General features: G+C 40.9%; 10 protein-coding genes and 1 tRNA gene. 5 read left to right on the forward strand and 6 right to left on the reverse strand.

The features are described 5' to 3' along the window. Positions 1–201 precede the first annotated feature (201 nt). From EXE29_RS09760 to EXE29_RS09770, 3 genes are all read right to left on the reverse strand, one after another. A complete protein-coding gene (locus EXE29_RS09760) occupies positions 202–1,677 on the reverse strand; it encodes an alanine/glycine:cation symporter family protein (RefSeq protein ID WP_106985053.1) in 1,476 nt (491 codons plus the stop codon). A gap of 69 nt (positions 1,678–1,746) precedes the next feature. Next, a complete protein-coding gene (gene gltS / locus EXE29_RS09765) occupies positions 1,747–2,988 on the reverse strand; it encodes a sodium/glutamate symporter (protein ID WP_120364552.1) in 1,242 nt (413 codons plus the stop codon). Positions 2,989–3,465: 477 nt separating this feature from the next. Further along, entirely contained in the window at positions 3,466–4,773 is a 1,308-nt protein-coding gene (locus EXE29_RS09770; RefSeq protein ID WP_120364551.1) for a DcaP family trimeric outer membrane transporter, read from the reverse strand. Between the two features lie 718 nt (positions 4,774–5,491). On the opposite strand from EXE29_RS09770, the gene EXE29_RS09775 reads away from it, so the two are divergent. After that, positions 5,492–6,199: a nitroreductase gene (locus tag EXE29_RS09775; protein ID WP_117007638.1), complete on the forward strand. Its 708-nt coding sequence runs from the start codon at positions 5,492–5,494 to the stop codon at positions 6,197–6,199. A gap of 50 nt (positions 6,200–6,249) precedes the next feature. On the opposite strand, the gene EXE29_RS09780 is transcribed toward EXE29_RS09775, so the two are convergent. Next, positions 6,250–7,461 carry a multidrug effflux MFS transporter gene (locus tag EXE29_RS09780; RefSeq protein WP_171406264.1) on the reverse strand — a complete coding sequence of 404 codons (1,212 nt, stop codon included), beginning with the start codon at positions 7,459–7,461 and terminating at the stop codon, positions 6,250–6,252. Between the two features lie 142 nt (positions 7,462–7,603). Between EXE29_RS09780 and yccS the strand changes: the two genes are divergently transcribed. The 4 genes from yccS (at position 7,604) to EXE29_RS09800 (ending at position 14,123) form a co-directional block, all read left to right on the forward strand. Continuing rightward, a complete protein-coding gene (yccS, locus tag EXE29_RS09785; RefSeq protein ID WP_120364549.1) occupies positions 7,604–9,778 on the forward strand; it encodes a YccS family putative transporter in 2,175 nt (724 codons plus the stop codon). 85 nt (positions 9,779–9,863) lie between these two features. Next, positions 9,864–10,424: a hypothetical protein gene (locus EXE29_RS09790; protein ID WP_106985059.1), complete on the forward strand. Its 561-nt coding sequence runs from the start codon at positions 9,864–9,866 to the stop codon at positions 10,422–10,424. A gap of 184 nt (positions 10,425–10,608) precedes the next feature. Beyond that, complete coding sequence (locus tag EXE29_RS09795) at positions 10,609–13,233, forward strand: PepSY domain-containing protein (RefSeq protein ID WP_120364548.1); 2,625 nt, start codon at positions 10,609–10,611, stop codon at positions 13,231–13,233. A 371-nt stretch (positions 13,234–13,604) separates the two neighbouring features. Further along, positions 13,605–14,123 (forward strand): YdcF family protein, encoded by a 519-nt coding sequence (locus EXE29_RS09800; RefSeq protein WP_228198770.1) that lies wholly within the window; start codon positions 13,605–13,607, stop codon positions 14,121–14,123. 25 nt (positions 14,124–14,148) lie between these two features. On the opposite strand, the gene EXE29_RS09805 is transcribed toward EXE29_RS09800, so the two are convergent. Further along, complete coding sequence (locus EXE29_RS09805) at positions 14,149–14,610, reverse strand: DUF2750 domain-containing protein (RefSeq protein WP_106985062.1); 462 nt, start codon at positions 14,608–14,610, stop codon at positions 14,149–14,151. A 116-nt stretch (positions 14,611–14,726) separates the two neighbouring features. Beyond that, positions 14,727–14,802 (reverse strand) — tRNA-Val (locus EXE29_RS09810). Positions 14,803–14,810: the final 8 nt, after the last annotated feature.

Genomic DNA, 14,810 nt, shown 5'->3' on the forward strand with positions numbered 1-14,810 from the left:
GCTTTAAATCATGGAGAAACCATAGAGAATGATGACAAGTGGGTCAGTTATTTTAATGTCTTGACCATCTTGCATCATGATAAAATTTTAATCATCGGCATCGCTATGTATACATGTTCTGCATGATGTAGCTCCCATATAAAAAGCCCCAATTGAATTAGGGCTTTTTACATGCTGAAATTGCTTCCGCAGAGATGCAATTTACCAGATATCAGAGTCTACTTTGTCTTTAAATTTTGGATGATCATCTAATTTAAACACTGGCTCTTTTACTCCTTTCTTGAGTTGTGATGAATAGTCTTTCATCAGCATCAATAAGAATGGTGTTAACAATAGAATTGCAAATAAGTTAATACTTGCCATCACACCCATAAACAAATCTGCAAGGTTCCAAATCACAGGTACACTCATAATTGAACCGATATAGACCATCACCAGCACAATCACACGGAAACTAAACATCACACGGCGGTTATTGTTAATAAACTGTACATTACCTTCTGCATAAGCATAGTTACCAATCACAGATGAGAACGCAAACATAAACAAAATAATCGCTAGGAAGTCATCGCCCCATGAACCAATTTGGCTTTCTAAGGCCATTTGCGTCAATGTCACCCCTTCAAAGCCAGCGTTTTCATATAAGCCTGATGCTAAAATAATAATCGCCGTACAGGTACACACCACAAAGGTATCAACAAATACGCCTAACATTTGGATCAAACCCTGATTCACAGGATGTTTCACATCAGAGGCTGCTGCTGCATTGGGTGCAGACCCCATGCCTGCTTCATTTGAAAACAAACCGCGCTTGATACCCATCATCATGGCCATAGAGACCATAGCACCAAAGAAACCACCCGCAGCGGCATCAAACTCAAAAGCTTTACTAAAAACGAGCTGGAAGATTGACGGTAAAATATCGTAGTTAATCACGGCAATATATAGGGCCACGATTAAATACAGTATCGCCATTACAGGTACAAAGGTTTCAGCAACTTTGGCAATACGCTTAATACCACCAAAAATAAGCACACCCGTGAGTACAACTAGACAAATTCCCACCCATGAAACTACAAAATCAAAGCCACCGAGGTTTAAAACAAGGTTAGCTTTGTCCCATCCCCAAGCATGTGCAGTTGCACCCGTAATAGCATTGGCTTGTACTGCATTAAATACAAAGCCATAGGTCGAAATAAGGGTTATGGCAAACACAATCCCTAACCATTTTTGTTTTAAGCCTTGGCTGATGTAATATGCTGGCCCACCACGAAACTGTTTATTTTGGCTATCACGCACCTTAAAAAGTTGCGCAAGTGAGGACTCTACAAAAGCAGAACTCATGCCTAAAAATGCGGTTAACCACATCCAAAATACGGCGCCAGGACCACCAATTGCAATGGCAATGGCAACACCTGCAACATTACCCACACCTACACGGCTTGCGAGTCCTGTCACAAAGGCTTGAAATGGTGTGATGCCATGTTGATCATCACCCGCCTTACGGCTTCCCTTCATCACTTTAATACTATGTACAAATAATCGAACTTGTACTGCACCTGTTGCCACAGTATAAAAAATACCTACTGCAACTAAAAACACCACCAAAAAATCCCACAATGGGGTGTTTAAGGTATTAATCCACTTCAACAAGCTATCGTTAAGTTGATCGTTCATTCTGAATATCCCAAATTTTAAGCGACTCTATAAAGAAAAAAGCCTACATAGAGGCTTTTTTCCTATCTCTTAGACAAAGAATTTAAGAATCAACTGAATGACTGTCGCATTAATCAAGTCTACGAAAAATGCACCACACAGTGGAACAATTAAAAAGGCTTTATGCGAAGGTCCATACATATTGGTAATGGCTTGCATGTTGGCAACAGCAGTTGGTGTTGCACCCATACCAAATCCACAATGACCCGCAGCCAATACAGCAGCATCATAGTTTTTACCCATCACACGGAAGGTAATGAAGGCTGCATACAAGGCCATTGTTAAAGTTTGCGCGCCCAAAATCACAACAAGTGGACCTGCAAGGTCGGCCAATTGCCAGAGTTTTAAAGACAAAAGCGCCATCGCCAAATACAAAGACAATGAAGCATTTCCGAAAACATCAATGGCGCGGTCGAATATCTGAATTTTAAAAATACCTTCGAGCACATTACGCAGAATAACACCACCTGCTAGTGCCCAAACAAAGGTCGGTAATTCAAAGAATGTACCCTTGCTATAAGTCGTCATAAATTCAGCAAAGGCCAAACATGCAGCAAAAAGCCCTAACGTTGTAATCGCATTATCTGCAGTAATTAAACGAACACGATGTGGATATTCAAATGGAACATATTCTGTAGAATTAATATCTGTCAGAGGTGTTTCATCGCTTTGTGCAATTTGCTCTTGAGTACGTGGTGCTGAAATATTGTGACGGTTAATCAGCAACTTGGCTAAAGGACCACCAATAATACCACCAATAATCAAACCAAAGGTCGCACTCGCCATACCTAAGGCCAATGCACCTTGAATACCATGTTGGGTTTCAAGGATTTCGCCCCAAGCACCTGCTGTACCATGTCCGCCCGTTAAGGTAATTGAACCCGCAATTAAACCAATTAAAGGATCTAGACCTAGGAGAGTTGCTAAACTCATCCCTACTGCGTTTTGCACGACAATAAAAGTAGATACAGCAATCAAGAAGATCACCAGACCAATACCACCTTCTCTTAATTTTGCAAAGTTTGCACTTAAGCCAATAGAAGCAAAGAAGATCAGCATGAAACTGGTTTGTAGTTGTGCACTTGTGGAAATACTAAATCCCCATAGACTGTGCACAACAAGAGAGAGAATGGCAGCGACTAAACCACCTGCAACAGGTTCTGGAATATTATAGCGCTTAAGAAAATCGATTTTATTCACTAAAAAGCGACCGAGCAATAGCACAATCACAGCCGCAATCAAGGTATAAAATGCGTTAAATGTTAATTCCATCATCATTATCCTTAAGGTGCACTTAGTTGTTGTTATATGATTAATAAGCCATTGAATTACACCTTACTTCAAGCTCATTTTAGTAACTTAAAGTACAGCGTATCCAAAAGCTTGAGTCATACAAACTTCGTGCATTCTTGAGTTAGACTTCCCATTCACAGCCACTGATTTAAAGCCCGCTGGAATGATCGCAATGCCCACAAAATGAAATTAGGGCACAAATTATGGAGTTGGCTTATTTAAAGCACAGATTCCATTTCATATTGATGCAGAAATATCACTGCCAAAAGTTCAATATGAAGAAAAGTTGGACATTATGCAGTTTTTTGAAACAATTGCTTCTTTATTTACAATAAAGTGTTTAAATTACGCTGTTTTTTTACTCAATTTTAAGTTTTATTTACTTCAAAAACAAAAAACAGGAGCATTAAGCTCCTGTTTTATATTGGCTTTAATTAACCATCTAATACTTCAGTATTAGAAGCTATATTTTGCCATTAAACCAACACGGTCATCGTTAAATGTTTTACCTGCAAATGTTTCACGTTTGCCGTCTACATATTCCAAGCCAAGCTCAATCGGTTTAACTGGTGAATAAATAATGTTTAACCAAGCCTGTTGTAGTTCTTTGTTGGCATTTGCACTGACATCTGAAGCAGCTTTAAGTGTTTTTGCATATTTAGTATCGTCATCCGCTAAAATAATGCCATAACCTAAAGTTGAACGAAGTTTTTCGTTAAATTTATAGGTTGCACCCACTTGTACAGCAGTAAATTCATTTTGTTCAATGTTTTTACCATCAACAATATATGCTGAATTTGCGCCATATAAATAGTTGCTGTTGCCTTGGCTATAAGATACATCACCGTTCAGTTTCAGCTGATCATTTACAGCATAAGTCGCGCCGGCAGCCAGACCCCAAGCGGTTTCTGTATCATCGGCAGCTTTAGATTTATAGTTTTCCACCAATGCGCGGGCAGAAGCTGTGCCTTTGCCGTCAGCAAAGCCATGAAACAGTTTCGCAGTCAGGTTTGGAACACGGTAGCTTAAATCGTCAGCAGTAAACGCTTTGCTGTCACCTTCTTCCGCAGAAACCAGCAGCTGTGTCAGCGGCGCAAGATTAAAGTTATAGCGCACTTGCGGTACACGAGTGGTGCCGCCGCCGATGTTTGTGCTGAAATCAATCATTTCAGGCGCATGGCTAGATAGGAAGTTAGAAGTTGTTTGACCGAATAACCAGTTGTTATAGGTTAAATATGCATGACGAATTCGGAAACCTTCACCCTTAACGCTATCTGGATCGGCAAAGTCAGCCTCAACTTTACCGCCGACTTTATTGCCTTCACCGACATTGGTAGTGAAGTCTAAGCCTAGACGTGTGGTTTTAGCCGTTGCGCGCAGCTTGTCGCTGGCTTGACCCGTAGATCCTGCAACACCGCCGAAGTCGCCATCCGCGCCTTCAATAATGTAGTTGGCATCACCGCGGACAAAACCATATAGGTTAACTTCTGCACCCGCTTTAGATTTAAAACCAGACAATGGTGATGAAGTTGGTGCAGCCACTGGTGCTGGACGTGCTTTTACTTGTTGAATGTCAGCTTGTTGCTGAACTTGTACTTGCTGTTGTTGTTGGATTAATGCCTTAAGCTCGGCAACTTCTGCACGTAGTTGTGCAATTTCTTTTTGTTCAGTTGTTGCGGCTTGCGCTGAGCTCAACATAATTGCAGTAACGGCCGCTGCTAAACTCACTTTAAGTACTGGCGCTTTAAGCTGTACAAGTTTCATATTTCCTCCAAAGAAATCTTTGTTTTAAATTTTAAATTGCATACATCGCATGCAAAAATTATGCTGAAAGACGATTATTTTTTGAAATTTTACATTTTAAGTAAAATCCCTTTCCCCCACAGGTGATGTGCAGATTCTATATTAATTTTTCTAAGCATTACCCCATTGCTTTATAATTTAATCATATAAACTAATCGAGCAAATTAGGAAGAGTTCTTAGAAAAATTAGCTTTCGCATTATGCGTGAAGCTCGTCCATTTTTATGTTTAATAGGTTAATATCCATACAAACAACCTACTCCCTTCTATCGATACAACTGCATTGCATCAAAGATGTTGGATATTTGAGCTAAATTTACCCAGCCTGACCATCACTGCTTTAGTCTTAGCTATACGCAATATTTCTGCGAAGCTTGGCATAAACCCTCAATCGTATGTTTTGATTATGTCGCATCACAGCTTAAACACTTGATGCCCTGTCATCTCTTTGTCATGTCCATACATTAATGCTTGCATATTTCGACCCACTACCAACCTTTTAGGTATATTTTTATATCAAAAAGGTATTTAACCATTCATCAACTCTGTTTTAGTTTTATTCCACACAGCGCACAATCTTGCACATTTCAACACAGCGCAGTAAATAAACAAGCTAACTTACGCACGGCTCAGTCCAAGACAGCCATAAAAAATCACAATTTTAAAATAAAAGGATGCCCATGAATTCGTCTCTCACCCAAGCTGTCGACCACGTAATCAGGTCACGCCATTCTGTACGTGCTTTTTTAGATACCCCTATTTCTACCGAAATGCTGAAAGAGATTTTGCATGTTGCCAGTCGTGCACCATCAGGAACCAATACCCAGCCCTGGAAAGTCTATGTGGTACGTGGTCAAACACGCGACCTTTTAGTTGAACGTGTATGTACAGCCCAAAATGAGTTATTTGTAAACCCTGCTTTGTCAGCGCAATACCAAGAAACTTTTGCCTATTATCCACAGCAGTGGCTTTCGCCATTTATTGAGCGTCGCCGTGAAAATGGCTGGGGCTTGTATGGCTTACTCAACATCCAAAAAGGCGAAAAAGAAAAAATGGCGGCGCAGCAACTGCGTAACTATAAATTGTTCGATGCGCCTGTCGGGCTATTTTTTACGGCACACCAATCTTTAGCGATCGGCTCTAAAATGGATATCGCCATGATGATTCAAAATGTCATGCTAGCAGCCAAAGCACGTGGCCTCGATACCTGCCCGCAAGCCGCTTGGAATCATTTCCATCAGCTAGTTTTAGATACGATTGGCGCACCCGCAGATGAAGAATTGGTCTGTGGCATGGCCTTGGGCTACGCAGATCCTGACGCGATTGTGAATCAGTTTTTAACGCCACGCGTTGCAGTCGATGAGTTTGCCGTATTTGTAGATGAATAAGCCCGTGTCGGGTATTTCATCGTACTTCCGTACAGCTACCCAGCGACAATTTAGCTTGCAGTTCGTTGCTGATCAATGCGCATATATCGATAAGCCATAAATGCGACAGCAACAAAACCAAGCATCAGCACAGCCATATTGAGCTGTGCACTCCACATTAAGAAATTGAGAATGACACCACCCAACAAGCCACAGGCAAATTGCATACTGCCCATAATGGCGCTGGCTGTTCCTGCACGTGCACCTTGATGTGACATAGCGAAAGCCATTGCATTCGGACCTGTAAGGCCAATGCCAGATACCGCACAGAACATACCCAACATCACCAAAGGCAAGCTCTGCACAAACACTGCACTGAGTAATAAAACTAACACCCCAAAACTTTGAATGCTCAATCCTAGTTTTAAGCGCCCATATACCGTGGTTTTATTTGCCAATACATTATTCAATGTCGATAGCAACATGATCCCAAAGGCATTAAAGCCAAAGGCATAAGCAAAATGCTGTTGCGACATGGCAAAGTCAACCATCAAAATGCTCGCGGATGCACTGATATAACAAAACAAGATCCCACCTGAGAAGCAACCAATCAGCATTGGGTATAAAAAGCGTTTGTCTCGGTAAATTGTGGCATACAGCTGTAGCACTTGCTTAAAGCTCAGCTCCAAACGTCGACTGGTGGGCAAACTTTCTTTAAAGAAAAAATGCACACAGAATAGACATACACATCCCATAAAAGCCAAGAAGCCAAAGACCGCATGCCAACTAAAAAATCCTAAAATCCAAGCCCCTATCGTTGGTGCTAAGATTGGGGCAATCCCCATCACAATCATCATGCTCGAAAAGGCTTGCGCTGAGCTTTGTACATCCAAACGATCACGAATCGTTGCTCGGGCAATGACCACACCTACACAACCACCCAAAGCTTGTAAAGTACGTGCGGCAATTAAACTCCATTCATTTTGCGCGAAGTAGCACATCAAACTAGCAACAACATACAAACTCAAGCCAAAATACAGTGGTTTTTTACGCCCAATACGATCACTCACGGGTCCATAAATTAACTGCCCTAAAGCTAAACCTAAAAAATATGCAGGTAAAGTATTGGAAATCATTTGCGTACTTACCCCCAAGTCCATCGCCATTTCTGGCAATGCGGGTAAGTACATATCAATGGAAAGTGGCCCTAAAGACGTAAGGAGCGCTAAGAGTAAAATCCAAGGCTTAGAGTAACTTGTAGGTGTCGTGATATTCTTCTGCATATTGATATTGGTATTTCATTTTTAAATAGGCACTATGAAGACAAGTTTACACTGCTCATAGTATGATTTGACTAAGACCATCGTGAAATTTCACACATTCTCAGCACTGTAACTCAGTCTATCGCTACGCAAAGGATCGACATTGAACTCTTGGCTTAGCCGCATTCAGCAGGCAACCTATAACACCACCTTTATGTACACACTGCGGATGCTGATTGCATTTGCAGGGACTGCGTTCGTCCCTTATTTCTATGGTAACCAACTGTATACCATTCCCTTAACCTTGGGTGTGGTGGCAGCAGGCCTCAGTGATATTGACGATCGCTTCTCTGTCCGAATTATGAATCAGCTCTATACCTATATTGGCTTTTTCATTACCGCTGTTTCTATTTATGTGTTGTTTCCTTATCCCATTCTCTTCGCAATCGGACTGATTGTGTCCTGTATTGGGTGGATTTTATTGGGTTCTTTAGGTAGACGTTATGCCACCATTTCTTATGGTTGCTTAGTGATTTCTGTTTATTCTATGTTAGGTGTGCATTTATTTGAGCATTGGTACACCCAAGCTGGCCTGCTGGTTATTGGAGCCATGTGGTATGGCTTAATCTCGACCATTAGTTTTTTACTCTTTCCTGTACGCCAAGCACAAGATAAGTTAGCTCAAAGCTATTCATCTTTAGGCGATTTCCTCTTTGCCAAATCCAACTTGTTTGATGTCGATATGACGCCCACAAGTTATCAGCAAAGTATGATTGAGCTGTCTCTAGAAAACGGTAAATTGATTGCCATTTTTAATGACATGAAAACAGCGCTCCTGACCCGACTTAAAGGCGACCGTGGTCAAAAAGATACGCGTCGTAGTTTGCAATATTATTTTGTCGCACAAGATATTCATGAGCGTGCCGATTCTGCACATATTGACTACCAAAAGCTGGCCAAGATTTTTGAACATAGCGACATTTTATTTCGTTTTCAGCGTGTGCTTTCCATTCAAGCCAAAGCCTGTAAAGATTTAAGTATCAGTATTTTACATCGTCAACCCTATCATCATAATACCCGCTTCAAACATGCATTTCGTAATTTACGCCATTCTTTGGATAAACTACGCGCAGAACAACACTATGACCAAGTGTGGGTCAATGCACTGTTTTCGCTGTACCAAAATTTAAAAGCCATCGACTCGCAATTACAAAACGTTGAAACAGAGCGTCATATTAAATTTGATAAAGTGAAACATGTCGAAAACCAACTCAAAGATGATGATCTCAAAGGCTGGGATGACGTCGTCGTACGAGTAAAACAACATCTTACACCTGAATCTGTGCTGTTCCGTCACGCCATTCGATTATCCGTTGTGCTGTTTATTGGCTATGTCTTTGTGCAATTAACCAATATTGAATATGGCTATTGGATTTTGCTTACTGCGCTGTTTGTCAGCCAACCTAACTTTAACGCCACTAAACGTCGCCTGTATTTACGTATTGTCGGGACGCTGATTGGGATTATCTTGGGTTATGCAATTTTGTATTTTATTCCCTCAGTCGAAGGTCAACTGCTCCTACTGATTTTGAGTGGTATTTTATTTTTTGAGCTTCGCAGTAAGCAATATGCACAAGCCACTGCATTTATCACCATTTTAGCGCTGATAAACTTTAATCTAGATGGTCTAGGCTTTGAAGCAGCCATGCCCCGTATGATTGATACTTTAATTGGCTGTGCCTTGGCCTGGTTTGGTGTGAGTTTTATTTTCCCCGATTGGAAATTCCGCCGTCTGGGGCGCACCATCAATCGTTCATTACAAGCACAGTGTGATTATTTAACCGAGGTGGTAGAACAATATAAACATGGCCGCAACAATGGTTTAAATTATCGCATTGTGCGTCGTGCTGCGCATAATACCGATGCAGATGTCGCCTCTTTAATTTCAACGCTTGCCACAGAACCAGATTTTGACAGCCATCAAAAAGCGCTCGCTTTTGAGTTTTTATGTCTTAACCACACTTTCATTAGCTATATTGCAGCCTTAGGTGCACATCGTGCAAAAATTGGAGATCCTGAAATTTTACAACTGATGGCACAAGCACTGGATGATATTCAAGGTGCTCTGTTAAAAGATGAAGTCCCAGACTTAAGCGCACAGAATATGATTAGTCAGATTCGTCAGCGTTTAGCACTACAAAATGACGAAGACCAAAAGTCACTGATTATTTTGCAACAACTGTCTTTAATGTTTAGTATTTTGAAACAACTCAGTCAGTTAAAGCAAAATTTAAGTCATGACCATGATCAAAAGTCGACTGAATTGGCCTCATTATAATTTGAGTATTTTTGACACAATATGCTCCCTGAATCGGCATAAATAATGCTAAACTTTTGGGAGTTAAAAATCTGTTAGTTTCACTATGACCGCGAAAAACTTATACGCCTACACTTTACAGCCTATACCTTATGAAGTTTCTGAAGAAGAACAACGCAACGCGCAATTGGTTCTTTCACGTAGCAACTTCAAAATTGGCACCAAAGCATGGATCATCATGGGCGCTATTTTAGTGCTTGCGATGGCTGGCATCATTTTATTAAAAAACTATTCAACTATTTTCTGTTGGGTTGCTATCGTCTGTGTTGTGATTTACTTCTTGGTACGCAAATTTGGTATCGAGTGGTATGTTAAACGTAAATTGAAAGAAACACCTGTTCAAGAAATCAAAGGTTTACGCTTAGGTGTACAGCCACATGGTTTATCTATGCAACAGCAAGTTGGCCTACAAATGGGCAATATGACTGTGGGCTGGAAAGACATTTATGAATGGTACAACACACCTGAATTCATCTTGGTGAACTTTAAAATTAAAGGCCAACAAGGTGCATATATTTTACCTAACCGTCTAGACAGTAAAAACTTCTCATTCAACACGATTCGCAAACACTTAAAAGAAACTGTAGGCGAAGCAAAAGCTGTTTAATTCTTGCTGTTGAATTAAAAAAGCCTCCTCTTTGGGGGCTTTTTTATGCTTGATCCTTCTCTTAAAAATTTGAATCAATGCATTAAAATGTAAATGAGAATAAATATTATTTGTAATCCACATTATTTTTACACTTTCTCAGATTATAATAGTTCTCATTTCGAACTCTCACGCCACCCCTCGCATGTTTAAAAAGATCCTCTTCCAACTCCACTGGTTTTTCGGTATTAGTGCCGGCCTGATTCTTTCCCTCATGGGTATTACTGGCGCTTTGTATTCCTATGAACAGCCCATCCAAAAGTGGCTGAATGCCGACAGTTATACGGTTCAGGTGCCCAATACCCCCAAAATGACACCTGCTGAAATTTATCAACATTTTCAGCGTACAGATGCTTCAATCAAAATTAATAGCATCACGATTGAATCAGAAGCCTCTGCATCGTCTACTGTGAATATCGTCAAAGAAGGTGCACGTCGTGGTTATAACATGATGATTAATCCTTATGACGCAACGGTACTTCCAGAAGTTAAAGGCCGAGAATTCTTCCAATTTGTTCAGCAATTGCATCGTAATTTAACCGTTGGTCCTGTGGGTAAACAAATTACAGGTGCTTGTACGCTCATTCTGATTTATTTTTTACTTAGTGGCTTGTACTTACGCTGGCCAAAAAAGCATTCTATAAAGCAATGGTTTGCAGTTAAACCCCAATTAAAAGGCCGTAACTTTATTTGGGATTTACATGCAGTGATTGGCACATGGGTGGTTATTTTTTATCTAGTTTTGGCATGTACAGGCTTGTATTGGTCTTATGGCTGGTGGCGTGATGGCATGTTTAAAGTTTTAGGTGTAGAGCGTCCACAACCTGAAATGCAAGCCAATGCAGGCCCTAAAGCACAAGGTTCAGAAGCTAAAGGATCTTCTACAAATGCGCAGCGGGCTGAAAGCACAGGCTCTACTTCCGAAGGTAAAAAGAATCCATCTGAGAAAAAAGGCTTAGCACCAGAACAAATCAGCTATGCGCTTACACAAACCTGGACTGGCTTTAACCAAAAGATTGCACGTGAATACTCGAGTTTAACGCTGAATATTCCTAAAAAATCAAATGGTACGGTCGAACTCACCTTTGTGGACGCTGTGCCACAGCACGAACGTGCACGCAACAAAGCCAGCTATAACTATCAAACGACATCTATTGAAAAATTAGAACTGTATGAAGATAAAAAGCTGAATGAAAAAATTATGACGAGCATGCTTCCTGTGCATCGTGGTAGTTTCTTCGGGCCTGTTTACCAGTTCTTTGCCATGCTTTCATCATTGATCATGCCCTTGTTCTTTGTAACGGGTTGGATGCTGTACCTCAAACGCCGTAAGCAAAAGCGCTTAACACAAGAGGCACGTCAGAGCTTAACAGCAGTCAGTCTTGATCCGAATGCAAGCCCTTGGCTGGTAATCTATGCTTCGCAAACAGGCGTGTCTGAGCAATTGGCTTGGCGTACTGCAACAAGTCTACAAGAAGCTCGCCAACCTGCGTCCGTTAAAGCACTACAGCACGTCACCGTAGATGATCTCAAATCCAATGGCCAAATCTTATTGGTTGCCAGCACCTATGGTACAGGCGAAGCACCTGATTTAGCGGCAAGTTTTGAGAAAAAAATCATGACGCAAACACTGGATTTAAGCCATGTTCGTTATGCTGTTTTGGCTTTGGGCTCACAAGAATATACTGAGACTTTCTGTAGCTTTGGTCATCGTCTCGATGCATGGTTGAAGCAAAATGCTGCTCAAGCTTTGTTCCCTCTTATTGAAGTGGACAATGCCAATGCACAAGCAATTCAGCAGTGGAATCAGGCCTTAGCCAAAAGCACAAAGCTTGAATTACAAGCCATGAGCATTGAAAAAACCTTTGATCAATGGCAACTAAAACAACGCACGTTACTTAACCCAAATAGCTTGGGTGCACCTGCATTTAATATTGAATTACACGCCACGCATGATGTGAGCTGGAAAGCGGGTGATATTGCTGAAATACAACCAGCCAATAGCCAAGAACGCATTCACGCCTTCATGCAACAACATCATATTGCGCCGCATGCCCTTGTGGATACTACACAGCAATGTATTGAACAGATGCTATGGGATCGTGATTTAACAATTGAAGTTGAACCCTTTGCCAACTTAGATCATTTGCTTGAACAGCTCCCGCGCCTACCATCACGTGAATACTCGATTGCCAGTATTCCAGAACAGCATGTACTGCGTTTGGTGATACGCCAACAATCTGATGCCCAAGGTCAATTAGGTCTAGGTTCGGGTTGGTTAACAGCACATGCGCAGGTAGGTGAGCAAATCGCTATGCGTATTCGTACCAACGAATCCTTCCATTTAATTTCGGACAATCGTCCAGTGATTTTAATTGGTAATGGTACAGGGATTGCTGGGCTTATGAGTCTACTCAGTGCACGTATTCGCTCAGACTTTACCCAAAACTGGCTAATCTTCGGCGAACGTCAACGTGAACATGACTTCTTCTATCAAAGTACAGTAGAAGCATGGCAAAATACTGGCATGCTGAAACGCCTTGACCTTGCTTTTTCACGCGACCAAGCAGAAAAAGTTTATGTTCATCATAAACTTCGTGAGCAAGCCAATGAACTTCGCACTTGGGTTGAACAAGGTGCTGTAATCTACGTATGCGGTAGCATTCAAGGGATGGCAACCGATGTAGATCAAGCGCTACAAGATATCTTGGGCGAAGCAAGCATTGACCAATTAAAACAAGAAGGCCGTTATCGTCGAGATGTCTATTAATGCACTCGGAAGGCATAATTTGTTGAATAAGAAACCGAGCATCATTGCTCGGTTTTTTATGCACGCCAAACCCAGTACACTTGCCACAGATATCTTGAGCACCTAACTCCTAATCCATTATGAAAAGAATAGTTGTATTAATCGTTGGTCTACTACTTTGCATCGACAGCATTTGGCTACTTTGTTTAGGTGAAGACCATTTTGGCGTGCAGCTTCCCCTCTTACTTGGAGTTATTTTTATCCTGATTACTATTTTAAGCCCTCAGATTAAGATCTTATATCAGCAAAAAATCTGGTTTAAACGTAGTTGGATGTGTTTATGGGGAATATTTTGGCTGTGGCTTATTAGTTTGCTGGGATTTTTTTCTTTTATGCAACACTACAGTAATCAAACGCAGTACATTCCAAATGTAAAAGCAATTATTGTGCTGGGTGGCGGTACTCAAAATAACCAAGCACCACCCGCTGTGATTGAACGCTTAAACACCGCAGCTCGATTAGCAACTGATCATCCGAATATCCCACTGATAATGACTGGTGGAATTGGACTCAATAAAACAGTATCTGAAGCTTCGGTTATGCAACGTTATCTGATACAACAGCAGCACATTCCAGCTTCACGTATTTATTTAGAAGAAAAAAGTACCAGTACTGAACTCAATTTTGCCTATAGTAAAACAGTGTTAGCAAAGCTAGGAATTGACCTAAATCAACCCATTGCAGTGGTCAGCAATGACTTTCACCTGCCCCGTGCTATCGCAATTGCCCACCACCAAGCATATCGTCAGGTATATGCAGTATCCGCTCCAACACCGCTATACTTACGCTATAACGCTTGGCTAAGAGAATATTTTGCCTATATCAGTGGATATGCATTAGGTGAATATTAATCAGCACCATTGGCTTGCTATAAAATTAATTTAAACGGATATTGCGCGGTAAAGGAAAGTCCATTTCTTTAAAGACTTCTGGTCGCTGCGTATATACCTGATATAAATAATTTTTTAAATCTAGTAACATTTTTTCAGGGGCAACCAAAATATTCTGCCCTTCTGGTGTTAAATCCAGCGACAAAGCAGTATTTTCTTGACGTAAAAAAGGAATGACTTTTTCAATAAAATCTTTAAGTGAAATTTCTTGAATTTCGTATTTTGCCCAATTGTCTTTAATCAGCAGTTTAGCCAAACTTTTATTACGCCACACAGCAAATGCTTTTTGGCCTGTTGGTGTTGCACACAAAGCCCAGCCATCTTGATACAGTGCGATTAAATTGCCCTGACCAACAAGGTGTTCAATAAATTGTTTATAAATATCTTGAGGATTAAAAGTTGTATTTTGTGTTTTAGACGCGGCCTTGCGCTGATAAGGATTTCTCATTATTGTCCATACAAATTAAAATTATTATACATTACGGATTTTATGGAAAAATTATGCAATAGGCAATATCAAAGCAGTGCGCTTAATAATATTTAAATTGAGATATATAGAAAATATGGTGGGCGCTGACGGGATCGAACCGCCGACATTCTGCTTGTAAGGCAGACGCTCTACCAACTGAGCTAAGCGCCCTGAGGAAT

It is taken from the genome of Acinetobacter sp. WCHAc060006 (genome assembly GCF_004209135.1).
GTDB classification, from domain to species: Bacteria; Pseudomonadota; Gammaproteobacteria; order Pseudomonadales; family Moraxellaceae; genus Acinetobacter; species Acinetobacter cumulans.

Coding starts and splice junctions, on each gene's coding strand:
- EXE29_RS09800 (WP_228198770.1), top strand. CDS start 13,605: ATGCAACACTACAGTAATCAAACGCAGTACATTCCAAATGTAAAAGCA.
- EXE29_RS09795 (WP_120364548.1), top strand. CDS start 10,609: ATGTTTAAAAAGATCCTCTTCCAACTCCACTGGTTTTTCGGTATTAGT.
- EXE29_RS09780 (WP_171406264.1), bottom strand. CDS start 7,461: ATGCAGAAGAATATCACGACACCTACAAGTTACTCTAAGCCTTGGATT.
- EXE29_RS09775 (WP_117007638.1), top strand. CDS start 5,492: ATGAATTCGTCTCTCACCCAAGCTGTCGACCACGTAATCAGGTCACGC.
- EXE29_RS09805 (WP_106985062.1), bottom strand. CDS start 14,610: ATGAGAAATCCTTATCAGCGCAAGGCCGCGTCTAAAACACAAAATACA.
- gltS (WP_120364552.1), bottom strand. CDS start 2,988: ATGGAATTAACATTTAACGCATTTTATACCTTGATTGCGGCTGTGATT.
- EXE29_RS09790 (WP_106985059.1), top strand. CDS start 9,864: ATGACCGCGAAAAACTTATACGCCTACACTTTACAGCCTATACCTTAT.
- EXE29_RS09770 (WP_120364551.1), bottom strand. CDS start 4,773: ATGAAACTTGTACAGCTTAAAGCGCCAGTACTTAAAGTGAGTTTAGCA.
- EXE29_RS09760 (WP_106985053.1), bottom strand. CDS start 1,677: ATGAACGATCAACTTAACGATAGCTTGTTGAAGTGGATTAATACCTTA.